Here is a 22,825-nt window from a genome sequence, read left to right as displayed (position 1 = left end):
AGCGTGAAAGTACTGACTGTATTTGGCACCCGTCCTGAAGCCATCAAAATGGCGCCGCTGGTGCAGGCACTGGCGCAGGATGCTGCGTTTGAATCCCGCCTGTGCGTCACCGCACAGCACCGTGAAATGCTCGATCAGGTGCTGCATCTGTTTCAGCTGCAGCCCGATTACGATTTAAATATCATGCGCCCGGAGCAGGGGCTGACCGAGATTACCTGCCGTATTCTGCAGGGCATGAAAACCGTTTTAGCCGATTTTAAACCTGATGTGGTGCTGGTGCACGGTGATACCACCACCACGCTGGCGGCCAGCCTGGCGGCTTTTTATCAGCAGATCCCGGTGGGACACGTCGAGGCTGGTTTACGCACCGGTAATCTGATGTCGCCCTGGCCGGAGGAGGCTAACCGCACGCTCACAGGCCATCTGGCAAGCTATCACTTCACGCCGACCACCACATCGCGGCAGAACCTGCTGCGGGAAAACCTGCCTGATGCGCGTATCTTTGTCACCGGCAATACGGTAATCGACGCGCTGCTGTGGGTGCGCGATCGCGTGCTGACCAACGCCGATCTCAATGCCCGCCTGGCGGCGCACTATCCGTTTCTGGAATCGGACAAAAAGCTGATCCTGGTTACCGGTCACCGGCGCGAAAGTTTTGGTAAGGGCTTTGAGCGTATCTGCAGTGCGCTGGCGCAGATTGCGCGCCTTCATCCGCAGGCACAGATCGTCTATCCGGTGCATCTCAATCCCAACGTCAGCGAGCCGGTTAACCGGATACTTAGCGGTATCGACAATATTATTCTGATCGAACCGCAGGAGTATCTGCCGTTTGTCTGGTTGATGAACCGTGCCTGGCTGATCCTCACCGATTCCGGCGGAATTCAGGAAGAGGCGCCGTCGCTGGGGAAACCGGTGCTGGTGATGCGCGATACCACGGAGCGGCCGGAAGCGGTCGCGGCAGGGACGGTAAAACTGGTTGGCACCGATGTCGATACCATTGTCGCTGAAGTCACCCTGCTGCTGCAGGACGAAGAGGCGTGGCAGAGTATGAGCCGGGCACACAACCCTTATGGCGACGGCCACGCCTGCGCACGCATTCTGCAGGCGCTGAACAACAACAGAGTTTAATTATGTCTTTTAATACCATTTCCGTGATCGGACTGGGTTACATCGGGCTGCCAACGGCAGCCGTTTTCGCTTCAAGGGGAAAGCAGGTCGTGGGCGTGGATGTCAATCTGCGCGCCGTTGAAACCATTAACCGGGGGGAAATCCACATCGTGGAGCCCGATCTCGGCGAGGTGGTCCGGCAGGCGGTGCAGCAGGGGCTGCTGCGCGCCACCACGACGGCAGAACCGGCAGATGCGTTTCTGATCGCTGTCCCCACGCCCTTTATGAACGATCATCAGCCAGACCTGAGCTTTGTCCGCGCGGCCGCGCTGTCGCTGGCACCGGTACTGAAAACAGGCGATCTGGTGATTCTGGAGTCGACTTCGCCGGTCGGCGCCACAGAGCAGATGGCGGAATGGCTGGCCGAGGCGCGTCCCGATCTGCGTTTTCCTCAGCATGAGGGCGAGAGCGATATCTTTATCGCCTACTGTCCGGAGCGGGTGCTGCCTGGCAAGGTGATGACCGAACTGCTGGAGAACGATCGCGTGATTGGCGGCATGACGCCCGCCTGTTCGGCGCGTGCCAGCGAGCTGTACCGTATTTTCCTGCGCGGAGCCTGCGTTGAAACCAACGCGCGTACGGCGGAGATGTGCAAGCTGACGGAAAACAGCTTCCGCGATGTCAATATCGCTTTTGCTAATGAGCTGTCGCTGATCTGCGCCGATCAGAAGATCAACGTCTGGGAGCTGATTGCGCTGGCGAACCGGCATCCGCGCGTCAATATTCTGCAGCCCGGACCGGGCGTGGGCGGACACTGTATTGCCGTCGACCCGTGGTTTATTGTGGCGCAGAACCCGCAGCAGGCGCGGCTGATTCGCACCGCGCGTGAAGTGAATGATGCCAAACCTGGCTGGGTACTGGAGCAGGTAAAACAGGCGCTGGCGGAGTGCGCGACGCAGAGCGATAAGCGCGCCAGCGAGATCGCTATTGCCTGTTTCGGGCTGGCGTTTAAGCCCGATATCGACGATCTGCGTGAGAGCCCGGCGATGGCGGTCGCGCAGCGCATTGCGGCGTGGCACAGCGGAGAGACCTGGGTTGTCGAGCCGCACGTTACGTCGATTCCTGACCGGCTGGGGCAGGACGCCTCGCTGGTATCCGTGGAGCAGGCGCTACAGCAGGCTGACATTCTGGTGATGCTGGTTGATCATGCACAGTTCCGGGCCATTGACGCTGCGCAGATTGCCCAGCCGTGGATTGTCGATACCAAAGGGGTATGGCGATGAAACGCTTTCTGATCACCGGCGGCGCGGGATTTATAGGCTCAGCGCTGGTGCGCTTTCTGATTGAAAGCACGGAGCATCAGGTCGTGGTGGTGGATAAGCTAAGCTACGCCGGCAATCTGGCGTCGCTGGCGGGCGTGCAGCAGCATCCGCGTTTTGCCTTTGAACAGGTTGATATCTGTAACCGGCCGGAGCTTGATCGGGTGCTGGCGCAGTATCAGCCCGACTGCGTAATGCATCTGGCAGCAGAAAGCCACGTCGACCGCTCGATTGATGGGCCATTTGCCTTTATCGAAACCAATATTGTCGGCACTTATCATCTGCTGGAAGCGGTACGCCACTACTGGCAGGCGATGGAGAGCACGCGCAAAGCTGGCTTCCTGCTGCACCATATTTCCACAGACGAAGTCTTTGGCGATCTGCACGGTACGGATGATTTTTTCACCGAAACCACGCCTTATGCGCCGAGCAGCCCCTACTCCGCATCAAAAGCCAGCAGCGATCATCTGATGCGTGCCTGGATGCGAACGTATGGACTGCCGGTGATCGTCACCAACTGCTCCAATAATTATGGCCCGTGCCATTTTCCGGAGAAGCTGATCCCGCTGACTATCATCAATGCGCTGGCGGGCAAGGCGCTGCCGGTCTACGGCAACGGCAGCCAGATCCGCGACTGGCTCTATGTGGAAGATCATGCGCGCGCGCTCTATACCGTTGTCAGTCACGGCAAAGCAGGAGAGACCTACAATATTGGCGGGCATAATGAGCGACGTAATCTTGAGGTAGTGCACGCTCTGTGCGATCTGCTCGATGAGCTTGCCGCCGGGCAGCGTCCTGCGGCGATTAACAGCTACCGCGAGCTGATCGCCTTTGTTAGCGACCGTCCCGGACACGATCTGCGTTACGCCATCGATGCCAGCAAAATTGCCCGCGAGCTGGGCTGGACGCCACAGGAAACCTTTGAGAGCGGCATACGTAAAACGGTGGAGTGGTATCTGGCCAACCCGCAGTGGTGGCAGGCTATTCTCAACGGCAGCTATCGCGCTGAACGCCTCGGCTTAACCGCATCGCGCTGAAGCAGAGCCAGAAGGAGCAATGATGAAAGGTATTATTCTGGCGGGTGGTTCAGGAACGCGCCTGCATCCGATTACCCGCGCAATTTCCAAGCAGCTGCTGCCGGTGTATGACAAGCCGATGATCTATTATCCCCTTTCTGTCCTGATGCTGGCAGGCATCCGCGATGTGTTGATCATTACCACGCCTGAAGACCGGGCGCACTTTGAGCGTCTGCTGGGGGATGGCAGTGAGTTTGGTGTCCGGCTCTCCTATGCTGAACAGCCAAGCCCCGATGGACTGGCGCAGGCGTTTATTATTGGTGAATCGTTTATTGGTGACGACCACTGCTGTCTGGTGCTGGGCGACAATCTCTACTTTGGTCAGGGTTTTAGTCCGAAGCTGAAAAAAGTGGCTGCCCGAACGGAAGGCGCGACGCTCTTCGCTTACCAGGTGATGGATCCCGAGCGGTTCGGCGTGGTGGAATTTGATGAGGCGTTTAATGCGCTTTCAATCGAAGAGAAGCCGGCGCAGCCAAAATCGCGCTGGGCGGTGACCGGACTCTATTTTTACGATCGCCGCGTGGTGGAGTTTGCAAAGCGCGTCCAGCCCTCGGCGCGCGGTGAGCTGGAGATTACGGCGATTAACCAGATGTACCTGGAGGCTGGCTCACTCTCTGTTGAGCTGCTGGGTCGCGGGTTCGCCTGGCTGGATACCGGTACGCATGACAGCCTGGTTGAAGCCAGCGTCTTTGTGCAGACGGTAGAAAAGCGGCAGGGATTCAAGATAGCCTGCCTGGAAGAGATTGCCTGGCGCAACGGCTGGCTGAGCGATGCTCAGCTACAGGCGGCAGGCGAGGCGTTAACCAAAACCGGCTACGGCCAGTATCTGCTGGATATTTTACATGCCCGTCCGCGTCAGTATTGATCCCCTTGAGTGGGAGAGTGACTTCTTTCATCAGCCCACGGCGCGCCTGACGCTGCAGGGTGAACTAACGTTGCCGCAGGCGCTGCAGCAGGCGACAGGCCTGCTGCAGATAAAAGTGCCGGCAGAGCAGACCGCGGCGATTGATGCGGTCTGCCAGCACGGCTTTCAGCTGGTTGAGGGAGAAGCCGATCTGACGTTACCGCTGACGCAGACGGCGCGTCAGCCTGGCGTACGAATTGCGCGTGAGGCGCAAATCCCGGCGTTGCGTGCCGCCGCTGCAGAAGCCTTCAGCCAGAGCCGGTTTCGTGCCCCGTGGTTTGACGCGGCCGACAGCGGCCGGTTTTATGCGCAGTGGATTGAAAACGCGGTGCGCGGCACCTTCGATCACCAGTGTCTGATCGCCTGCGATGAACAGGGCAGCCTGCAGGGCTTTGTCTCCCTGCGTGAAGTGAACGGCGATGTGCGTATCGGACTGCTGGCGGTGCTGCCTGATGCCCGGTCGCAGGGTATTGGCCAGCGTCTGCTGCTGGCTGCGGCTGACTGGGGCCGGGTGCGCCAGCTGGCGCAGCTGCGAGTTGCCACGCAGCTCAGCAATCTTGCAGCGATGCGCCTCTATTTACGCTGCGGTGCCCGGCTGGAAAGCACCGCCTACTGGTTTTACAGGAAAGCATCATGATCCCTTTTAACGCGCCCCCTGTGGTGGGCACTGAAACAGACTATATGCAGTCGGCGATGGCCAGCGGCAAGCTGTGCGGTGACGGCGGCTTTACCCGCCGCTGCCAGCAGTGGATGGAGCAGCATTTTGGCAGTAAAAAAGTGCTGCTGACGCCCTCCTGCACCGCCTCGCTGGAGATGGCCGCGCTGCTGATCAACATCGAGCCCGGTGATGAAGTGATCATGCCGAGCTATACCTTTGTCTCCACCGCAAACGCGTTTGTGCTGCGCGGCGCCACCATTGTCTTTGTTGACGTGCGCCCGGATACGATGAACATCGATGAGACACTGATTGAGGCTGCGATCACGCCGAAAACGCGCGCTATCGTACCGGTACACTATGCGGGCGTGGCGTGTGAAATGGACACCATTATGGCGCTGGCCGCAAAGCATCAGCTTTATGTCATTGAAGATGCTGCACAGGGCGTCATGTCACAGTATAAAGGCCGCGCGCTTGGCACCATCGGGCACATCGGCTGCTTTAGCTTTCACGAAACGAAAAATTACACCGCCGGAGGTGAAGGCGGCGCGACGCTGATAAATGATGCGGCGCTCACCGAGCGTGCTGAAATTATCCGGGAAAAAGGTACCAACCGCAGTCAGTTTTTCCGTGGTCAGGTGGATAAATACACCTGGCGCGATATCGGCTCAAGCTACCTGATGGCCGATCTGCAGGCAGCCTATCTCTGGGCGCAGCTGGAAGCGGCGCAGACCATCAACCAGCAGCGACTGCGACTGTGGCAGCGCTACTACGACGCGCTGCAGCCGCTGGCGGCTCAGGGGCGGATCGCGCTGCCGGCAGTGCCGGATAGCTGCCGTCATAATGCGCATATGTTCTATCTGAAACTGCGCGATAGTGACGATCGCGAAGCGCTGATACGCTGGATGAAAGAAGCGGAGATCCTCACGGTGTTTCACTACATTCCGCTGCATACGTCGCCTGCCGGTGAGCGGTTTGGCCGCTTCCACGGTGAAGATCGCGTCACCACGCGCGACAGCGAGCGCCTGCTGCGCCTGCCGCTGTTCTATAACCTGTCAGATAACAATCAGCGTACCGTGATTAGCTCTCTGCTGAGCTACTTTGCCTGATGTCGCTGGCAAAAGCATCGGTCTGGACCGCGGCCTCCACGCTGGTAAAAATTGCGGCTGGCCTGCTGGTGATAAAGCTGCTGGCGCTGAGTTTCGGCCCGGAAGGCGTCGGGCAGGCGGGTAACTTCCGGCAGCTGATTACCGTGCTCGGCGTACTGGCTGGCGCAGGCATTTTTAATGGCGTGACCGCCAGCGTGGCGCAGCTGCAGCATGAACCTGCGCAGCTGCGGGCGCTGACCGGTACGGCCTCTGCGATGGTGCTGGGCTTTTCGGCGCTGCTGGCCGCGGGTCTGCTGCTGGGTGCGGCACCGGTCAGCCGGATGCTGTTTGGGCACGAGCACTACCAGAGCGTGGTGCGCATCGTGGCGTTTCTGCAGTTTGGCATCGCCTGGGCGAATCTGGCACTGGCGCTGCTGAAAGGCTTTCGCGATGCGCGCGGCAATGCGCTGGCGCTGATAACCGGCAGCCTGACAGGGGTGGCCGGTTATATTATTTGCTGGTGGCTGGGCGGTTATCAGGGGGCGCTGGCGGGACTGGCGCTGGTCCCGGCGCTGCTGGTGATACCGGCGCTGATTATGCTGCGGCGCCATCGTGCGGTGCTGCCGCTGCGCTGGCTCAGGCCAGTATGGCAGCCGGAACTGGCACGCAACCTGGCAAAATATACGCTGATGGCGCTGATAACGTCGATCACGCTGCCGGTTGCGTGGGTAATGATGCGTAATCTGCTGGCGGAACAGCAGGGCTGGGCGCAGGTGGGATTATGGCAGGGCGTGACGACGATCTCTGACGCCTATCTGCAGTTTATTACCGCTACTTTCAGCGTCTGGCTGCTGCCGACGCTGGCACGCCTGGAGCATAAGCCGCAGATTGCACGGGAGATAGGCCGCGCGCTGCGGTTTGTACTGCCGGCGGTAGCGGCCGCCAGTTTCGCGGTCTGGCTGCTGCGCGACATGGCGATCTGGCTGCTGTTTTCCCCGCAGTTTAGCGGCATGCGCGATCTTTTTATCTGGCAGTTATGTGGCGATCTCTTTAAAGTCGGCGCCTATGTTTTCGGATATCTGGTGATCGCCAAAGCGTCGCTGCGCTTCTATATTCTCACCGAGATCAGCCAGTTTGCTTTGCTGACGCTGTTTTCGCGCTGGCTGATCCCGCTTCACGGCGCGACTGGCGCAGCGCAGGCGTATATGGCGACCTATATACTCTATTTTGCCCTTTGCTGTGGCGCTTTCCTGATTTATTGCCGGACAAAATGACGTTATTTCATGTGCTGGGATCTGATATCCCGCATCACAATCAGACGGTGCTGCGTTTCTTTAATGACGTTATAGGCACTGAATTGCCTGCCGCCGCGCCGCGCCGCTTTATGGTGGTTGCTGCGCCTGGCTCGCTGCCCGCCTGTAGTCAGCTGCAGATCGAAACTTTCGCTACTAAAGCCGCGCTGGCGCAGGCGGTAATAGCGCGCGCCGCCGATCGCTCCCGGCGCTTTTTCTTTCACGGACAGTTTAACCCGCGTATCTGGCTGGCGCTGCTCAGCGGAAAGATCCGCCGCCATCAGGCGTTCTGGCATGTCTGGGGAGCTGACCTGTATGAAGAGGGTGCCGGGCTGAAATATCGTCTGTTCTATCTGCTGCGCCGCATCGCGCAGGGGCGTATGGCACAGGTGTTTGCTACGCGCGGCGATCTCTTTTTTTATCAGCAGCGGCATCCGCAGGTGCCGGCGTCACTGCTCTATTTTCCGACGCGCATGCCTGATATTGCGCTGCCGGCAGCCACAGCATCGGACAGTGCGCTGACGATCCTGCTGGGCAACTCCGGCGACCGCAGCAACCGGCACATTGAAGGATTGCAGGCGATACGCCGGCAGTTTGGCGAGCAGGTCAGCGTGCTGGTTCCGCTCGGCTACCCGGCCAACAACTATGCCTATATTGATGAGATCGATGCGGCGGCGCAGCGTCTGTTTCCGGCCGGGCAGGTTACGCTGATCCGCGACAGGCTCGATTTTCCAGCCTACCTGCAGTTGCTCAGACGCTGCCAGCTTGGCTATTTTATGTTTGAGCGGCAGCAGGGGATTGGCACGCTCTGTTTGCTGATTCAGGCTAACATTCCCTTTGTGCTGAACCGTAAAAATCCGTTCTGGCGCGATCTCAGCGAGCAGGGCATCCCGGTGCTGTTCAGCTGTGACGAACTTGATGCCAGCCGCATCGCGGAAGCGCAGCGCCAGCTGACGGCGTGCGACAAACCGGCCATCGCTTTTTTTGCGCCGGGCTATCTTGCCGGCTGGCGCCATGCGCTCAGCCTGAGTGAAGGAAGTGCATCATGAGTCTGCTGCAGTTTAGTGGTCTGCTGGTGGTTTATCTCTGCTCGCTGGGCTTTATCCTGACGCTGACCTGGCGTGAGTTCAGGCGCGTGCGCTTTAACTTTCATCTCTTCTTTACGCTGCTGTTTCTGCTGACCTTCTACTTTGGTTTTCCGCTGACCAGCGTACTGGTATTCCGCTTTGATGTGGCCGTGGTACCGCCCGCCTTTCTGCTGCAGGCGCTGCTGGCAGCCACCAGCTTCTACGCTATTTACTACGTCAGTTATAAAGTCCGGCTGCGACCGGCCAGCGCCGCGCCGCGCAAGCCGTGGCTGGTAATGGATCGGGTGGAGACGCATCTCACCTGCCTGCTGCTGGCGCTGGTGGCGATTGGCACGGTGACCGTGTTTTTCATGCACAACGGGCTGCTGCTGTTCCGGCTCTCGGCCTATAACCAGATTTTCTCGAGTGAGGTTTCTGGCGTGGCGCTCAAGCGCTTCTTCTATTTCTTTATTCCGGCGATGCTGATCCGCTATTTTCTGCATCCGACACAGCGGCAGTGGCTGCTGTTTCTGCTGGTAACAGTGGCGTTTGGCTTGCTGACCTATGCGCTGGTGGGCGGTACGCGCGCGAACATCATCATCGCCTTTGCGCTGTTTCTGTTTATTGGTATTACGCGCGGCTGGATCACGCTCTGGATGCTGGCAGGGGCAGGCGCGATGGCAATCTGCGGTATGTTCTGGCTGGCGCTGCGGCGCTACAACCTGGATGTGGCCGGGGCAGAGGCCTTTTATACGTTTCTCTACCTGACGCGGGATACGTTCTCGCCGTGGGAGAACCTGGCGCTGCTGCTGCAGAACTATGACAAAATCGATTTTCAGGGGCTGGCGCCGCTCTGGCGCGACTTTTATGTCTTTATTCCGGGCTGGCTGTGGCCCGATCGTCCCTCTGCGATCCTGAACAGCGCTAACTACTTTACCTGGGAAGTGCTGAATAACCACTCCGGCCTGGCCATTTCGCCGACGCTGATCGGTTCGCTGCTGATCATGGGTGGCGTGCTGTTTATTCCGCTGGGTGCGGTAGCGGTGGGCCTCCTGATGAAAGGCTTTGACGCGCTTTATACGCAGGGACGTGACAGCGACAACCGCTATAGCGGCGCGGTGCTGCAGAGTTTCTGCTTCGGTGCGGTGTTTAACATGATCGTTCTCGCTCGCGAGGGGCTGGACGCATTCGGCTCGCGCGTGGTGTTTTTCTGCATCATTTTTGCCGCCTGTACAGGCCTGGCAAAGCTGCTCAGCTGGCTGCTGGCGCGCGCAGGGCTTATTCGTCCGCGTCGTGTTCAGGCGCTGCGCGGTTCCTCCTGATCATCGGGCAAAACGGAAGATGAAAACCATGACGACCACTGAGCCGCATTACGCGATACGCGGCGTTGATCTGCACGCGTTTAACGATATGGAGAGCTTTGTCAGCTTTCTGCTGCCTGATAACACGCCCCGGCGCGGTACGCTGATTGCAATCAATGCTGAAAAGATGCTGACGCTGGAAGAAGATGCGCAGCTGCGCGCTCTGATTAGCGAAGCTGAGTTTAAATATCCGGATGGCATCAGTATTGTCCGCTCGCTGCGCAAAAAGTATCCGCAGCTGCAGGTCAGCCGCATTGCCGGTGCCGATCTGTGGGAGGCGCTGATGGAGCGCGCCGGACGCACCGGGATTCCGGTATTTTTAATTGGCGGCCGCGAGCAGGTACTGCAGGAGACCTGCGACAAACTGCAGCGTCAGTGGAACGTAAATATTGTCGGCAGCCAGAACGGCTATTTTGCCCCGGCTGACCGCGAGGCGCTGTTTGCACGTATCGCTGCGAGCGGCGCAAAAATCGTTACCGTAGCGCAGGGTTCACCACGTCAGGAGCTTCTGATGCGTGACTGCCGCCAGCACTGGCCCGACGCACTCTATATGGGAGTAGGCGGCACCTATGATGTTTTTACCGGCAACGTTACCCGTGCACCGCGTCTCTGGCAGCGTCTGGGGCTGGAGTGGCTCTATCGGCTGATCCGACAGCCTTCACGCTGGCGCCGGCAGTTAAAGCTGCTGAAATATTTGCGCTATCACTGGAGGGGCGATCTCTGAGGCTGCTGATTAATCCAGCAATTTTTTAGCTTATAAGCGTGAAATTGCGCTATTTATCGACGGAATGCACAAAGCATAACCAAACGCGTTTTTTTCTTTAAAAAGCACTGGACAGGGTGAAGCCAAATACGTAGTATGCCCATCCGCAACGGCGCTACGCGCCCGTAGCTCAGCTGGATAGAGCGCTGCCCTCCGGAGGCAGAGGTCTCAGGTTCGAATCCTGTCGGGCGCGCCATTTTCTTTTGGGCGCAAGAGCTTCGGTGGTTGGTTTTAACCGCGTTATGCAGTGAATAGTAAGCGTAACAGCTTACGCACCAGAATTATGGTGGCTATAGCTCAGTTGGTAGAGCCCTGGATTGTGATTCCAGTTGTCGTGGGTTCGAGTCCCATTAGCCACCCCAGATTTTGCTGGGACATGCGAAGGTGGCGGAATTGGTAGACGCGCTAGCTTCAGGTGTTAGTGTTCTTACGGACGTGAGGGTTCAAGTCCCTCTCTTCGCACCAGGCAGAATTTTAGTAACAGAAGTAAAGAAGTAAAAAATCGGCGAGTAGCGCAGCTTGGTAGCGCAACTGGTTTGGGACCAGTGGGTCGGAGGTTCGAATCCTCTCTCGCCGACCATATTCGAAAAGCCTGCTTGAAAAAGCAGGCTTTTTTCGTTTGCGTGTAATCTGCGGCCAGGGTCGCATAAATGCGACCCCTGCAAAAAATCCGCGATACGATGCGCGGCCCCCACCAAACCGTAGGGGCGCCATTTATGGCGCCCTGGTTAAGGGCGGGTACGATACGCAATGACGTAACCCGCGATACGGTCTGCGGCCAGGGTCGCATAAATGCGACCCCTGCAAAAAAATCCGCGATACGATGCGCGGCCCCCACCAAACCGTAGGGGGGCCATTTATGGTGCCCTGGTTAAGGGCGGGTACGATACGCAATGACGTAACCCGTGATACGGTCTGCGGCCAGGGTCGCATAAATGCGACCCCTGCAAAAAATCCGCGATACGATGCGCGGCCCCCACCAAACCGTAGGGGGGCCATTTATGGCGCCCTGGTTAAGGGCGGGTACGATACGCAATGACGTAACCCGCGATACGGTCTGCGGCCAGGGTCGCATAAATGCGACCCCTGCAAAAAATCCGCGATACGATGCGCGGCCCCCACCAAACCGTAGGGGCGCCATTAATGGCGCCCTGGTTTAAACCCGCCATTCGACCGCTACAGTTTTTGTCGTATTTTTGCGACAGATAACGCTTTGAATAAATTGAATTTGTTCCATAAGAGAACTATTTGTCGCTGTTTTGCGACGGAAATGACCGCAATCGCATACTGCCTGCGGCATGTCGCTTTTAAGATAAGAGAACAGCAGCGTTAACTTCCTGAACCAAAAAAGCTTTTTAAGAAAAATGCCAATCTGGCACATCTTGTGCAATACTTCCTGTCGTAGATGCTCATTCCACCTCTTATGTCCGCTCAGGCGACATAAACCTGGGAATGATGCAGAGCCCCTTACGGTATCCGTTGTCCAGCCTGGCAGTAACGCTGTGCGCTACTGTAGTTAGACGGACATTACGTTGAGTCGGATACCATCAGTTGTCTTACGACCTGATCTTACACCTGCTTCTGGCAGGTGTTTTTTTATCTGCTTACGGCGGGGATGGCACGGTTCAGGCAAAAAAAAGCCGGGACAAGCCCGGCAGACAAACAACAAGCATAAATCAGGTTGCCGGATTGTTCTTCAGCGTCAGCAGCAGGCCCTCGCGGCGCATGCTGGCCGCATCCTCCGGACGCTGCAGGCGATCGTAGACATCCGCCAGCCAGGCATAATCAAATGCATCAGGACGCTGCGCCAGCGCCTGCTCAAACGCATCGGCCGCCTGTTGCCACTCGCCGTGGCGCATCAGCAGCTGCCCCAGCGTGCTGTGCAGCAGTGGCGTTGCCCCATGCTGTTTGATCTGCTGACGCAGCGCTTTCTCCAGCGCATCAGGATTGCCGCTTTTAATGCGCGGCATCAGCAGCACCAGCCGATCGTCATACTGCTTTTTCAGACCGTCCAGCACGATATCCTGAGCCGTGTCGGGATCGTTGCACTCGATCAGATGCTCACTCATGGCGACCTGCAGCGCAGTCTCCTGCCGCGTTTTGCGGCTCTGACTCTGCCACCAGCGCTTCAGGCCCTCGCTACCCTGATCGGCCATCGCCTGGTTCATCAGCCCCAGCCACGCCTGCTGCTGCAGCGCATGACGCTGCGCATCATCGTTAATTTTGGCCTTTTGCATCGCCGGCAGAATATCCAGCAGGGCACCCCAGGCACCGGTACGAATATAGGCCTGCTCCGCCAGACGCAGCACTTCCGGATGGCGCGGCGCAACTTCCAGCAGACGGTCAACACCGTGACGCGCCGCATGATCTTCGTTGCGCGCCAGCTGCAGCCGGACCCGGGTGATCTCCACCGGGATAGTATTGTTCTCTGCCAGTTCAGAAGCGCGTTCCAGATGCTGATTAGCACGGGTTTCATCGCCGCGCTGCTGTGCCGCTTCAGCCGCAAGCAGATAGTTTGCTACCGGCTGATCGGCGTGATCGGCATTCTTCGCCAGCAGCTTCTCTGCCTGCTGATAGTCACCTTCAGCCAGCTTCATCAGCGCATGCTGCGTATGACGCTGCGCGCTGCGACGTTTGCGGCCGGTGAACCAGCCGCGCGTACGGACGCCGGTGCGGAACAGACGACGCAGGATCCACTCTGCCAGCAGAATCACCAGCAGGCTCAGGACCAGGATGATCCCCAGCCCGGTCACGCTGGTCTCAATATTCCAGTTATCAGTCTGGATCAGCACATAACCCTGATGCCCGGCTACCATCGGGCCCAGCACGACGCCAGCCAGCAACAGCAGGAAAAGTACCAGTACTTTTAGCATGGTCAGCCTCCCTGTTGTTCAGCCGCAACCGATGGCTGCGCCAGCAGATTGCGCACGCGCGTTTGCATCAGTTTTTCCAGCAGCGGCTGACTTTCCAGCGAATCCGGCACATCCATTGAGATGGTTTGCTGGCTCAGTTCGTCCAGCTGTGCAAGAAACGCCCGGGTCGCCGCATCGTTGGTGTCATACCAGGCGCGTACCCAGCTCGATACCGCATCCAGCGACTGTTTATAAATCTCCTCCTGATGACGCGGTACCGCCTGCGCAGCCACCAGCAGACGGGAGCGGATATTCTCACGCAGATAGACGTCCTGATTAGGCGCCAGAAGCGGCTGAGCGGTATTATCACGGCGGCGGATGGTAATGAAATCATCCATAAAATTATGCCAGCTCTTCACCAGATTCTGCCGCCATTCGTGCAGCGAGCCGGAGAGTTCGCCGCCGTCGCTATCCATTGGCGCATCGTCGTTGTCGTTGTCCGCCAGGCGCAGATTGTCTACGCCGTTAGAGAGCTGATTCAGCTTGAGAATGATGCCGTCGTAGTCGACCTGGCTGACGGCCGAAAGTGAGCTGATATCCTGCGTCAGCGCCCGACGAACGTTGGTCATGCTGGGATCGTTCATCTCAGCCAGACTGGTATCGGCACTTTTCAGCAGAGCAGCGGCCGTGGTGACATCCTGATCGCTCCAGAGTTTGCGGCCCGCCAGTTTTACCAGATAGTCAGCCTGCGCCAGCAGCCAGGTGCGGGTGTCATTACCGGAGATAGTGGCGACTTTTTCGCGCAGCGTTTCCAGCTCTTTTGCGCTGTTATCCTGCTTCGTGCGCGCTTCCTGCAGGGCAGTGCCCGCGTCAGTCAGCTGCTGCGTCAGCTGGCGTTTGTCGCTGCCAAGCTGCTGCTGCAGCGCGCTGAGCTGCTCGCTGAGCTGCTGGTTAGTCTGAGCCTGTACATCGGCCTGGTGTTTCCCGTTGAGGTAAAGGCCTGCGCCAATCGCCAGCGCAATCACAATTGCCACGGCGCTTAATACCCGGCCATCGCGCTGTTTTTCGCGTGGCGGCTGGTTTTCTGGCGTCGGGGAAGTGTCCGCTGGGGTAGTTTCTTCAACCATGGCGGAGGAAGCTTTGTGTTCCGTCATTGTGGCTCATCCCATTGTTAAGTTCAGCGTAACGCACGCAGCAGCGCGTCGTTATCGGCACCATCGGCTACGTCTATCTCCTGCCAGCCCGCTTCAGCGGCCTGGGTAGCCAAACGTTCACTGACGACCACCAGTCGACAGTGCAGTAACCACTCCCGCCGATCGATTGGCGGAAACAGTGCATGGAGTTGTTTTAACATTTCACCGCTGGTCACCACCAGCGTGGTAATCCCGCGGTCGCGCCAGCGCCGACCCTCAATAGCGCCGTCGTAGTGCTTCTCATTGCGCTGATAGCACTCACAGTATTGCACTTCTGCGCCACGTTCGATGAGAGTTTCAGCTAATAATTCCCGACCGGGAGTGCCGCGCAGGATCAGCGCGCGCTTGCCGCTGACCTGCTGCAGGCGCTGCAGGCGAACCAGCTCTTCGCTGGTCTCCCGCGCATGAGGATAGTCTACTTTGAGATTTGTGACGGTGTGCAGCGCCAGCGCGGTTGAGCGGCCAATAGCATAGTAGTCAGCGGTAGCGGGCCAGGCTGTCTGGCTGTGCTGCAGCGCCGGATGGGCGAAATTCACTACCTGCTGTGACAGCAGAAACACCAGATCGCCCGGCCGCAGCGCCGTCAGCTGTTGCGGTAACTGTGCTAAATCGCGACCCGGCGTAAATTCAATCAGCGGAAACGCCCACGCCAGCTTGCCCAGGCCGCGCAGGCGCGCAACCAGCTCGCTGGCAGCCGGTTCCGGACGGGTCACGAGAATAGTCATACCGGCGGCTGCCCCTGATAGACCTCATGCAGAATTTCGCGCGCGCCCTTATTCAGCAGCTCTTCAGCCAGCGAAATGCCCATCTGCTCCGCCTGCTCACGCGGGCCACGGCGTTCACCGGTTACCATCTGGCTGCCGTCGGGCGCACCGACCAGACCGCGCAGCCAGAGCTGGTCATCTTCCAGTACGGCAAAACTGCCGATCGGCACCTGACATCCACCCTCAAGCCGGGTATTCATGGCGCGCTCAGCGCGCACGCATACTGCTGTCTCACTGTGGTTCAGCGCCTGCAGCAGCGTAATTAATGCGCTGTCATCAAGCCGACACTCAATGCCTACGGCACCCTGTCCCACGGCGGGCAGTGAAAGCTCTGCAGGCAGTGCCTGACGAATGCGATCTTCCAGCCCAAGGCGTTTCAGACCGGCAGCGGCCAGAATGATGGCATCATATTCACCCGCATCAAGCTTGCCGAGACGGGTGCCGACATTGCCGCGCAGCGAACGGATAATCAGGTCAGGCCGGCGTGAGCTCAGCTGACACTGGCGGCGCAGGCTGGAGGTGCCAACTACTGCACCCTGAGGCAGCTCATCGATAGCGTTATAGTGATTAGAGACAAAGGCGTCGCGTGGATCTTCACGCTCGCAGATAGTCACCAGACCCAGGCCTTCCGGAAAGTTAACCGGCACATCTTTCATGGAATGCACCGCCAGATCGGCGCGATTCTCCAGCATGGCCTGTTCCAGTTCTTTAACGAACAAACCCTTGCCGCCCACTTTTGCCAGCGGTGTATCGAGAATAACATCGCCTTTGGTCACCATCGGCACCAGCTCTACCTGCAGGCCCGGATGGGCTGCCATCAGGCGCTGCTGAACATATTGTGCCTGCCAGAGTGCGAGAGGACTTTGACGGGTAGCAATTCTGAAAATTTTGTTTAACATACCGTTAACCATTTTGATCGTTCATCGATTATCCTATCATCGATAGGGGAATGCTGTCAGTTTCAACGGATTGAAAAGGCCGCACTATTCATTTGCGGCTCGCCATACCTCAGCAGGCGTGGCGCAAAAAAAGCGGGTTGCTCTGCGGCAGATGCTAAACTGTCATGTAGCGCAACTTTCTTTACGGTCAATCCTTCTGGTGTTAGATTGATCACGTTTCCAGCAATAATTTGCCTGCATACCTCATTATTAAAATGGCAAACGCTGGAAGCAGGGTGCTTAACACTGGGACAATCAGGCGAAACGTCTTGTACCTCTACATTGAGACACTTAAACAGAGACTGGATGCGATTAACCAGCTGCGCGTAGATCGCGCGCTGGCTGCCATGGGGCCTGCTTTCCAGCACGTCTACAGTCTGCTGCCAACATTATTGCACTATCATCATCCTCTGATGCCGGGTTACCTCGAAGGTAACGTTCCACACGGCGTCTGCTTCTTCACGCCTGATGAACAGCAACAGCAGCTGCTGCATACCGTTACCGGCAAACCGGCGGCAGACCTGACGCCAGCGGCCGGGGGCGAACGGCCAATTACCGCTATCTACTCGATGGGCAGCACCTCGTCGGTCGGGCAGAACAGCGCATCCGATCTGGATATCTGGGTGTGCCACCACTCCTGGCTTGATAACGAAGAGCGTCTGGCCCTGCAGCGTAAGTGTACGCTGTTACAGAAGTGGTGTGTGTCAATGGGTGTGGAAGTCAGCTTTTTCCTTATTGATGAAAACCGTTTTCGTCACAACGAGAGCGGCAGCCTCGGCGGTGAGGATTGCGGATCGACCCAGCATATTTTGCTGCTCGATGAGTTCTATCGCACGGCGGTGCGTATGGCAGGTAAGCGCATCCTGTGGAATATGGTGCCGAATGAGGAAGAGCATCACTATGACGATTACGTCATGTCGCTCTATTCACAGGGCGTACTGACACCGAACGAATGGCTCGATTTAGGCGGCCTCGGTACGCTGTCGGCAGAAGAGTATTTTGGCGCCAGCCTGTGGCAGCTCTATAAAAGTATCGACTCCCCTTATAAAGCGGTGCTGAAAACGCTGCTGCTGGAAGCGTACAGCTGGGAGTATCCGAATACGCAGCTGCTGGCGATGGATATCAGACAGCGTCTGCATGAAGGCGAGATCGTCAGCTTCGGGCTGGATCCCTACTGCATGATGCTGGAGCGGGTCACGCGCTATCTGACCAGTGTGGAAGATCACGCCCGCCTCGATCTGGTGCGGCGCTGTTTCTATCTGAAAGTGTGCGAGAAGCTTTCCGGTGACGATCAGCACGCCCGCAACGGCTGGCGGCGCGAAATTCTGCTGCAGCTGGTAAAAGCCTGGGGCTGGGACGAAGCGAAACTCGCCGTTCTGGATAATCGGGCGGAGTGGAAGATCGAGCGCGTGCGCGAGGCGCATAATGAGCTGCTGGATGCGATGATGCAGAGCTATCGTAATCTGATCCGCTTTGCGCGCCGGAACAATTTAAGCGTCAGTGCCAGCCCGCAGGATATCGGCGTACTGACGCGTAAACTGTATGCCGCTTTTGAAGCGCTGCCGGGTAAAGTCACGCTGGTCAACCCGCAAATATCACCCGATCTGTCAGAAGAGAATCTGACCTTTATCCACGTGCCCGCCGGGCGCGCGAACCGGCCAGGCTGGTATCTCTATAATCAGTCGCCGGATATGAGTTCGATTATCAGCCATCAGCCGCTGGAATATAACCGCTATCTGAACAAGCTGGTGGCGTGGGCATGGTTCAACGGATTACTGACGCAGAAAACGCGGCTGCACATTAAAGGTAACGAGCTGTGCGACCTGGCGCGTCTGCAGGAGCTGGTCAGCGATGTCTCCGGCCACTTTCCGCTGCGCCTGCCGGCGCCTACGCCAAAAGCGCTCTACAGCCCGTGCGAAATCCGCCATCTGGCGATTATTGTCAATCTTGAGCACGATCCCACTGCGGCATTCCGTAACCAGGTGGTGCACTTTGATTTCCGCAAGCTGGATGTATTCAGCTTTGGTCAGCAGCAGCAGTGCCTGATTGGCAGCGTCGATCTGCTCTACCGCAACTCGTGGAATGAAGTACGTACCCTGCATTTCAGCGGTGAACAGGCGATGATTGACGCGCTGAAAACCATTCTGGGCAAGATGCATCAGGATGCGGCGCCGCCCGATACGGTTGAGGTATTTTGCTACAGTCAGCATCTGCGTGGCCTGATCCGCACGCGGGTACAGCAGCTGGTATCAGAGTGCATTGAGCTGCGCCTGTCGAGTACGCGGCAGGAGCCGGGCCGCTTCAAAGCGATTCGCGTCGCGGGGCAGACCTGGGGACTCTTCTTTGAACGCATGAGCGTCTCGGTGCAGAAGCTGGAGAACGCGGTAGAGTTTTACGGCGCGATTTCCAACAACAAGCTGCATGGGTTATCGATCAAGGTGGAATCGAATCAGACTCCGCTGCCGCCGGTGGTAAACGGCTACGCCAGCGAAGGCATTATTCAGTTCTTCTTTGAAGACACCAGCGACGATCGCGGATTCAACATCTATATTCTCGATGAGAGCAATCGCGTGGAGATTTACCACCACTGCGAAGGCAGTAAAGAGGAGCTGGTGCGCGACGTCAGCCGTTTCTACTCTTCATCACACGATCGCTTTACCTACGGCTCAAGCTTTATCAATTTCAATCTGCCGCAGTTTTATCAAATCGTGAACACCGGCGACCGTTTTCAGGTGATCCCGTTCCGCAGTCAGACCCTGACGCAGCTCTGCCCGACCCCGCCGGATAACGACAACGCCGATTTTATGCCGCGTTATCAGGTGCACTGATCGCGGGTTTTCAGCCAGCCTGTGCGGCCACCCTGTCCGATATTTCCTGTTGCTTTTACACCATCAGCTGCGATGATAAGCAGCTGAGAATTGGACAATACGAGCAGATAAAATGAGACGAGTCATAAGCCAGTTGGGCATGGCGCTGATGCTGGTCAGCCTGGCAGGCTGCGGCCTGAAAGGCCCGTTATACTTCCCGCCCGCGGATAAGCCGCAGCAGAATGACAAGCCGACAGAACAGCAGCAGCAGGCCGCTCAGCAGGCGGATACCGGGGGCCTGGTCACCGGCAGCTCATCAGGCGTACAGTCAAACTAAATTTAATGAGTAATCCGGCGGAGCAGAAAATGCAGTTCTCGAAAATGCACGGTCTCGGCAACGACTTTATGGTCGTGGATGCAGTGACACAAAACGTCTTTTTTTCGCCGGAATTGATTCGCCGCCTGGCGGATCGGCATCTGGGGATCGGCTTTGATCAGCTGCTGATCGTAGAGCCACCCTACGATCCGGATCTCGACTTTCACTATCGCATATTTAACGCTGACGGCAGTGAAGTGGCGCAGTGTGGCAACGGCGCGCGCTGTTTCGCCCGCTTTGTGCGCCTCAAAGGGCTGACCAATAAAAATGACATTCGCGTCAGCACCCAAACCGGACGTATGGTGCTGAGCGTGACCAGCGATGAGCTGGTACGGGTCAATATGGGCGAGCCTGATTTTGATCCGCAGCGTGTGCCGCTGCGCGCTAACAAGGCGGAGAATCTCTATCTGCAGCGCGTCGCTGAGCAGACCGTGATGTTTGGTGCCGTCTCAATGGGTAATCCGCACTGTGTGATTCAGGTGGAGAGCGTGATAACTGCAGCCGTTGAGACGCTGGGGCCGGCGCTGGAGAGTCACGAGCGCTTCCCGGAACGCGTTAACGTCGGCTTTATGGAAGTGGTCAGCCGTGAGCACGTACGCCTGCGCGTTTATGAGCGCGGAGCCGGCGAAACCCAGGCGTGCGGCAGCGGCGCCTGTGCAGCGGTAGCCTGTGGTATTCAGCAGGGGCTGCTGGCAGAAAAAGTGCGTGTCGATCTGCCCGGCGGGACGCTGCATATCGCCTGGAAGGGGGCCGGACAGCCGCTATATATGACCGGACCCGCCACCCACGTTTATGACGGATTTATCCATTTATGAAATACCCGGAAGAGCAGACTGACAGCGCGGTGCAGCTTGACGATCGCGCCGTCAGCGCTTATCTGCAGCAGAACCCCGATTTTTTCATCCGCAACGCACGTCAGGTTGAACAGATGGCGGTGCCGCACGCGGTGCGCGGTAGCGTCTCACTGGTAGAGTGGCATATGGCGCGCCAGCGCAACCACATCCGTCAGCTCGAGGAGGAGATCACGCTGCTGATGGAGCAGGCCAACGCCAATCATCAGCTGTTCGATCGCCTGCTGGCGCTGCAGGGACATCTCGCTGCCGCTGACAGCCTGCAGGAGATGCTGAACCGCCTGCAGCGCTGGGCGCGCGAGCTGGGTCTGGCGGGCGCCAATGTGCGGCTGTTCAGCGATCAATGGCGCCTCGGCGCACCCTCTGATTTTATCCAGCTGGGTCTGGCGCGACAGGCGTTTGAGCCGCTGCGTATTCAGCGTTTTGGTCAGCAGCAGCACTATCTTGGCAGCCTGAACGGGCCGGAGCTGCTGCTGCTGCTGCCGCAGGCGAAAGCCGTCGGCTCGGTTGCGATGTCGCTGCTGGGCGAGCGGGGTGAAGCGGGCGTCGTCATCTTCAGCAGCCGCGACAACCAGCACTATCAGGCCGGCATGGGGACACTCTTACTGCAGCACCTGGCCCAGATGCTGCCGGCGCTGCTGGCGCGCTGGATCGAGCGCATATGAGTACGCTGCTGCCCGCAGTCGACGCCTTTCTGCGCTACCTGCAGGTTGAACGTCAGCTCAGCCCGCTGACGCAGAAAAACTATCGTCGCCAGCTGCTGGCGCTTGTGACTCTCGCGGAAAGCATGCAGTTAACCGAATGGTCAAAGCTGGAGCCGACGCAGGTGCGCAGTCTGGCGGCGCGCAGCCGGCGCGATGGCCTGCAGGCGAGCAGTCTGGCGCTGCGGATGTCTGCCCTGCGCAGCTTTCTCGACTGGCAGGTCAGCCAGGGCATGCTGAGCGCAAATCCGGCGAAAGGTATCGCCACGCCGCGTAACGCCCGCCATCTGCCAAAGAATATGGACGTGGATGAAGTCACGCAGCTGCTGGAGATTGACCTTAATGACCCGCTGGCGGTGCGCGATCGCGCAATGCTTGAAACCATGTATGGCGGCGGCCTGCGTCTCAGCGAGCTGGTCGGGATCAACTGCCGCGATCTTGATGCGGAGTCGGGTGAAGTCCAGGTGCTGGGTAAAGGCAGTAAAGAGCGGCGCGTGCCGGTTGGCGCAACGGCGGTGACCTGGCTGCAGCACTGGCTGGCGCTGCGCGACAGTTTTGCTCCGCAGGATGATGCGCTGTTTGTCTCTTCGCGCGGCAGCCGGATTTCCGCGCGCAACGTGCAGAAGCGGTTTGCCGAGTGGGGCATCAAGCAGGGCGTGGCCAGCCATATTCATCCGCATAAGCTGCGCCACTCTTTCGCCACCCACCTGCTGGAGTCAAGCGGCGACCTGCGCGCGGTGCAGGAGCTGCTCGGGCATGCCAATCTCTCGACCACCCAGATCTATACCCATCTCGATTTCCAGCATCTGGCCTCGGTCTACGATGCCGCGCATCCGCGTGCCAAACGAGGAAAATCAGAATGAAGTTTTACCGCTCCCTGCATCCGGTTAAGGCGCTGACCTTCGATCTGGATGATACGCTGTATGACAACCGCCCGGTGATCCGTAAGACCGCGCAGGAGACGCATGCGGCGCTGCAGGCGTTTCACCCGGCGCTGCGTGAATTCACACCGGCCGATTATCAGCAGCTGCGTGATGAGCTGCTGGCGCGCGAACCCGATATTTATCATGACGTCTCAGAGTGGCGCCGCCGTTCGGTGGAGCTGGCGTTACTGAATATTGGCCTGCCGGCCGCCGACGCTGCCGCGGGCGCAGGAGAGGTGATGCGCACCTTTCACCACTGGCGCAGTCAGGTTGTGATGCCGGAAGAGACGCACCAGACGCTGCGCTGGCTCGGCGAGCGCGTGCCGCTGGTGGCGATCACCAACGGCAATGCCGATCCGAAAAAGCTCGGCATTCAGCACTACTTTCAGTTTACGCTGCGTGCCGGTCCGCACGGTCGCGCCAAGCCGTGGCAGGATATGTATCATCTCGCGGCGGAGCGTCTTGCTATTGCGCCGGAGGCGATCCTGCACGTTGGCGATGACCTGACCACCGATGTTGCAGGCGCGCTGCGCGCCGGCCTGCAGGCGTGCTGGATCAACCTGAACAGTGGCAATCTGATGCAGATTGATGACGCCCGTCTGCTGCCGCACGTTGAAATTCATCGGTTGGCATCCCTGACCTCACTGCTATAATGGCTGTAAATTTATCCAGTCGTATCCTCCGGCGCACGGCTTTACGGGCTGTGCCGGTTCACTCTGGCGACTTACCTGCGTAAGCGCGCGACCATTCAGAGATCTGCAGCATCGCTGCAGGACGAATGACTCAGG

At 58.3% G+C, this 22,825-nt stretch carries 20 protein-coding genes and 4 tRNA genes; 20 read left to right on the top strand and 4 right to left on the bottom strand.

Annotated elements, in window-relative coordinates:
• The first annotated feature begins 3 nt into the window (after window positions 1-3).
• From wecB to C1Y41_RS16050, 14 genes are all read left to right on the top strand, one after another.
• On the top strand, window positions 4-1,128 hold the full coding sequence (gene wecB / locus C1Y41_RS16115) for a non-hydrolyzing UDP-N-acetylglucosamine 2-epimerase (RefSeq protein WP_039385676.1): 1,125 nt from the start codon (window positions 4-6) through the stop codon (window positions 1,126-1,128).
• A gap of 2 nt (window positions 1,129-1,130) precedes the next feature.
• Window positions 1,131-2,390 carry a UDP-N-acetyl-D-mannosamine dehydrogenase gene (gene wecC, locus C1Y41_RS16110; protein WP_071668218.1) on the top strand — a complete coding sequence of 420 codons (1,260 nt, stop codon included), beginning with the start codon at window positions 1,131-1,133 and terminating at the stop codon, window positions 2,388-2,390.
• A complete protein-coding gene (gene rfbB / locus C1Y41_RS16105) occupies window positions 2,387-3,463 on the top strand; it encodes a dTDP-glucose 4,6-dehydratase (RefSeq protein WP_104085860.1) in 1,077 nt (358 codons plus the stop codon). The genes wecC and rfbB overlap by 4 nt, the downstream gene beginning before the upstream one ends.
• 22 nt (window positions 3,464-3,485) lie before the next feature.
• Window positions 3,486-4,367 carry a glucose-1-phosphate thymidylyltransferase RfbA gene (gene rfbA, locus C1Y41_RS16100; RefSeq protein WP_039381718.1) on the top strand — a complete coding sequence of 294 codons (882 nt, stop codon included), beginning with the start codon at window positions 3,486-3,488 and terminating at the stop codon, window positions 4,365-4,367.
• Window positions 4,345-5,043, top strand: a complete 699-nt coding sequence (gene rffC / locus C1Y41_RS16095; RefSeq protein WP_039381720.1) for a dTDP-4-amino-4,6-dideoxy-D-galactose acyltransferase — start codon at window positions 4,345-4,347, stop codon at window positions 5,041-5,043. The genes rfbA and rffC overlap by 23 nt, the downstream gene beginning before the upstream one ends.
• Window positions 5,040-6,170 (top strand): dTDP-4-amino-4,6-dideoxygalactose transaminase, encoded by a 1,131-nt coding sequence (gene rffA, locus C1Y41_RS16090; protein WP_071668217.1) that lies wholly within the window; start codon window positions 5,040-5,042, stop codon window positions 6,168-6,170. The genes rffC and rffA overlap by 4 nt, the downstream gene beginning before the upstream one ends.
• Entirely contained in the window at window positions 6,170-7,423 is a 1,254-nt protein-coding gene (wzxE, locus tag C1Y41_RS16085) for a lipid III flippase WzxE (protein WP_104085859.1), read from the top strand. The genes rffA and wzxE overlap by 1 nt, the downstream gene beginning before the upstream one ends.
• A complete protein-coding gene (locus C1Y41_RS16080; protein WP_039381728.1) occupies window positions 7,420-8,490 on the top strand; it encodes a TDP-N-acetylfucosamine:lipid II N-acetylfucosaminyltransferase in 1,071 nt (356 codons plus the stop codon). The genes wzxE and C1Y41_RS16080 overlap by 4 nt, the downstream gene beginning before the upstream one ends.
• The gene (gene wzyE, locus C1Y41_RS16075; RefSeq protein WP_039381732.1) at window positions 8,487-9,830 is read left to right on the top strand and encodes an ECA oligosaccharide polymerase; all 1,344 of its coding nucleotides are present in this window, start codon (window positions 8,487-8,489) and stop codon (window positions 9,828-9,830) included. Before C1Y41_RS16080 ends, wzyE begins: the two co-directional genes overlap by 4 nt.
• A gap of 19 nt (window positions 9,831-9,849) precedes the next feature.
• Window positions 9,850-10,593, top strand: coding sequence for a lipopolysaccharide N-acetylmannosaminouronosyltransferase (wecG, locus tag C1Y41_RS16070; protein WP_175540443.1), 744 nt, complete (start codon window positions 9,850-9,852; stop codon window positions 10,591-10,593).
• 158 nt (window positions 10,594-10,751) lie between these two features.
• A tRNA-Arg gene (locus C1Y41_RS16065) sits at window positions 10,752-10,828 on the top strand.
• A gap of 90 nt (window positions 10,829-10,918) precedes the next feature.
• Window positions 10,919-10,994, top strand: a tRNA-His gene (locus tag C1Y41_RS16060).
• Window positions 10,995-11,010: 16 nt separating this feature from the next.
• Window positions 11,011-11,097, top strand: a tRNA-Leu gene (locus C1Y41_RS16055).
• Between the two features lie 38 nt (window positions 11,098-11,135).
• Window positions 11,136-11,212, top strand: a tRNA-Pro gene (locus C1Y41_RS16050).
• A 1,096-nt stretch (window positions 11,213-12,308) separates the two neighbouring features.
• Here C1Y41_RS16050 and hemY read toward each other — a convergent pair.
• Genes hemY through hemC form a run of 4 tightly spaced genes read right to left on the bottom strand, consistent with a single transcriptional unit; the run spans window position 12,309 to window position 16,340 of the window.
• Window positions 12,309-13,505: a protoheme IX biogenesis protein HemY gene (gene hemY, locus C1Y41_RS16040; protein ID WP_071668214.1), complete on the bottom strand. Its 1,197-nt coding sequence runs from the start codon at window positions 13,503-13,505 to the stop codon at window positions 12,309-12,311.
• Between the two features lie 2 nt (window positions 13,506-13,507).
• Window positions 13,508-14,638, bottom strand: coding sequence for a uroporphyrinogen-III C-methyltransferase (gene hemX / locus C1Y41_RS16035; RefSeq protein WP_039381739.1), 1,131 nt, complete (start codon window positions 14,636-14,638; stop codon window positions 13,508-13,510).
• Window positions 14,639-14,661: 23 nt separating this feature from the next.
• Complete coding sequence (gene hemD / locus C1Y41_RS16030; RefSeq protein WP_104085857.1) at window positions 14,662-15,402, bottom strand: uroporphyrinogen-III synthase; 741 nt, start codon at window positions 15,400-15,402, stop codon at window positions 14,662-14,664.
• Window positions 15,399-16,340, bottom strand: coding sequence for a hydroxymethylbilane synthase (hemC, locus tag C1Y41_RS16025; RefSeq protein ID WP_104085901.1), 942 nt, complete (start codon window positions 16,338-16,340; stop codon window positions 15,399-15,401). Before hemC ends, hemD begins: the two co-directional genes overlap by 4 nt.
• Before the next feature lie 308 nt (window positions 16,341-16,648).
• Here hemC and C1Y41_RS16020 point away from each other — a divergent pair, with 308 nt between their 5' ends.
• The 6 genes from C1Y41_RS16020 to yigB all read left to right on the top strand — a co-directional run bounded on the left by C1Y41_RS16020 (window position 16,649) and on the right by yigB (window position 22,690).
• Entirely contained in the window at window positions 16,649-19,207 is a 2,559-nt protein-coding gene (locus C1Y41_RS16020) for a class I adenylate cyclase (RefSeq protein WP_104085856.1), read from the top strand.
• A gap of 112 nt (window positions 19,208-19,319) precedes the next feature.
• Window positions 19,320-19,523: a lipoprotein gene (locus tag C1Y41_RS16015; protein WP_039381747.1), complete on the top strand. Its 204-nt coding sequence runs from the start codon at window positions 19,320-19,322 to the stop codon at window positions 19,521-19,523.
• Between the two features lie 29 nt (window positions 19,524-19,552).
• Window positions 19,553-20,377, top strand: a complete 825-nt coding sequence (dapF, locus tag C1Y41_RS16010) for a diaminopimelate epimerase (RefSeq protein WP_094111175.1) — start codon at window positions 19,553-19,555, stop codon at window positions 20,375-20,377.
• On the top strand, window positions 20,374-21,078 hold the full coding sequence (locus C1Y41_RS16005; protein WP_104085855.1) for a DUF484 domain-containing protein: 705 nt from the start codon (window positions 20,374-20,376) through the stop codon (window positions 21,076-21,078). Before dapF ends, C1Y41_RS16005 begins: the two co-directional genes overlap by 4 nt.
• Entirely contained in the window at window positions 21,075-21,977 is a 903-nt protein-coding gene (xerC, locus tag C1Y41_RS16000; protein ID WP_104085854.1) for a tyrosine recombinase XerC, read from the top strand. Before C1Y41_RS16005 ends, xerC begins: the two co-directional genes overlap by 4 nt.
• Window positions 21,974-22,690 carry a 5-amino-6-(5-phospho-D-ribitylamino)uracil phosphatase YigB gene (yigB, locus tag C1Y41_RS15995; RefSeq protein WP_094111158.1) on the top strand — a complete coding sequence of 239 codons (717 nt, stop codon included), beginning with the start codon at window positions 21,974-21,976 and terminating at the stop codon, window positions 22,688-22,690. The genes xerC and yigB overlap by 4 nt, the downstream gene beginning before the upstream one ends.
• Window positions 22,691-22,825 lie beyond the last annotated feature (135 nt).

It is taken from the genome of Pantoea sp. ICBG 1758 (genome assembly GCF_002928325.1).
In the GTDB taxonomy this organism is placed as follows: Bacteria; Pseudomonadota; Gammaproteobacteria; order Enterobacterales; family Enterobacteriaceae; genus Pantoea; species Pantoea eucrina.
Note: the sequence above shows the minus strand (reverse complement) of the source record. Positions and strands in the feature narration are given on the sequence as shown.

Coding starts and splice junctions, on each gene's coding strand:
- wecC (WP_071668218.1), top strand. CDS start 1,131: ATGTCTTTTAATACCATTTCCGTGATCGGACTGGGTTACATCGGGCTG.
- rfbB (WP_104085860.1), top strand. CDS start 2,387: ATGAAACGCTTTCTGATCACCGGCGGCGCGGGATTTATAGGCTCAGCG.
- rfbA (WP_039381718.1), top strand. CDS start 3,486: ATGAAAGGTATTATTCTGGCGGGTGGTTCAGGAACGCGCCTGCATCCG.
- rffC (WP_039381720.1), top strand. CDS start 4,345: ATGCCCGTCCGCGTCAGTATTGATCCCCTTGAGTGGGAGAGTGACTTC.
- rffA (WP_071668217.1), top strand. CDS start 5,040: ATGATCCCTTTTAACGCGCCCCCTGTGGTGGGCACTGAAACAGACTAT.
- wzxE (WP_104085859.1), top strand. CDS start 6,170: ATGTCGCTGGCAAAAGCATCGGTCTGGACCGCGGCCTCCACGCTGGTA.
- C1Y41_RS16080 (WP_039381728.1), top strand. CDS start 7,420: ATGACGTTATTTCATGTGCTGGGATCTGATATCCCGCATCACAATCAG.
- wzyE (WP_039381732.1), top strand. CDS start 8,487: ATGAGTCTGCTGCAGTTTAGTGGTCTGCTGGTGGTTTATCTCTGCTCG.
- wecG (WP_175540443.1), top strand. CDS start 9,850: ATGAAAACCATGACGACCACTGAGCCGCATTACGCGATACGCGGCGTT.
- hemY (WP_071668214.1), bottom strand. CDS start 13,505: ATGCTAAAAGTACTGGTACTTTTCCTGCTGTTGCTGGCTGGCGTCGTG.
- hemX (WP_039381739.1), bottom strand. CDS start 14,638: ATGACGGAACACAAAGCTTCCTCCGCCATGGTTGAAGAAACTACCCCA.
- hemD (WP_104085857.1), bottom strand. CDS start 15,402: ATGACTATTCTCGTGACCCGTCCGGAACCGGCTGCCAGCGAGCTGGTT.
- hemC (WP_104085901.1), bottom strand. CDS start 16,340: ATGTTAAACAAAATTTTCAGAATTGCTACCCGTCAAAGTCCTCTCGCA.
- C1Y41_RS16015 (WP_039381747.1), top strand. CDS start 19,320: ATGAGACGAGTCATAAGCCAGTTGGGCATGGCGCTGATGCTGGTCAGC.
- dapF (WP_094111175.1), top strand. CDS start 19,553: ATGCAGTTCTCGAAAATGCACGGTCTCGGCAACGACTTTATGGTCGTG.
- C1Y41_RS16005 (WP_104085855.1), top strand. CDS start 20,374: ATGAAATACCCGGAAGAGCAGACTGACAGCGCGGTGCAGCTTGACGAT.
- xerC (WP_104085854.1), top strand. CDS start 21,075: ATGAGTACGCTGCTGCCCGCAGTCGACGCCTTTCTGCGCTACCTGCAG.
- yigB (WP_094111158.1), top strand. CDS start 21,974: ATGAAGTTTTACCGCTCCCTGCATCCGGTTAAGGCGCTGACCTTCGAT.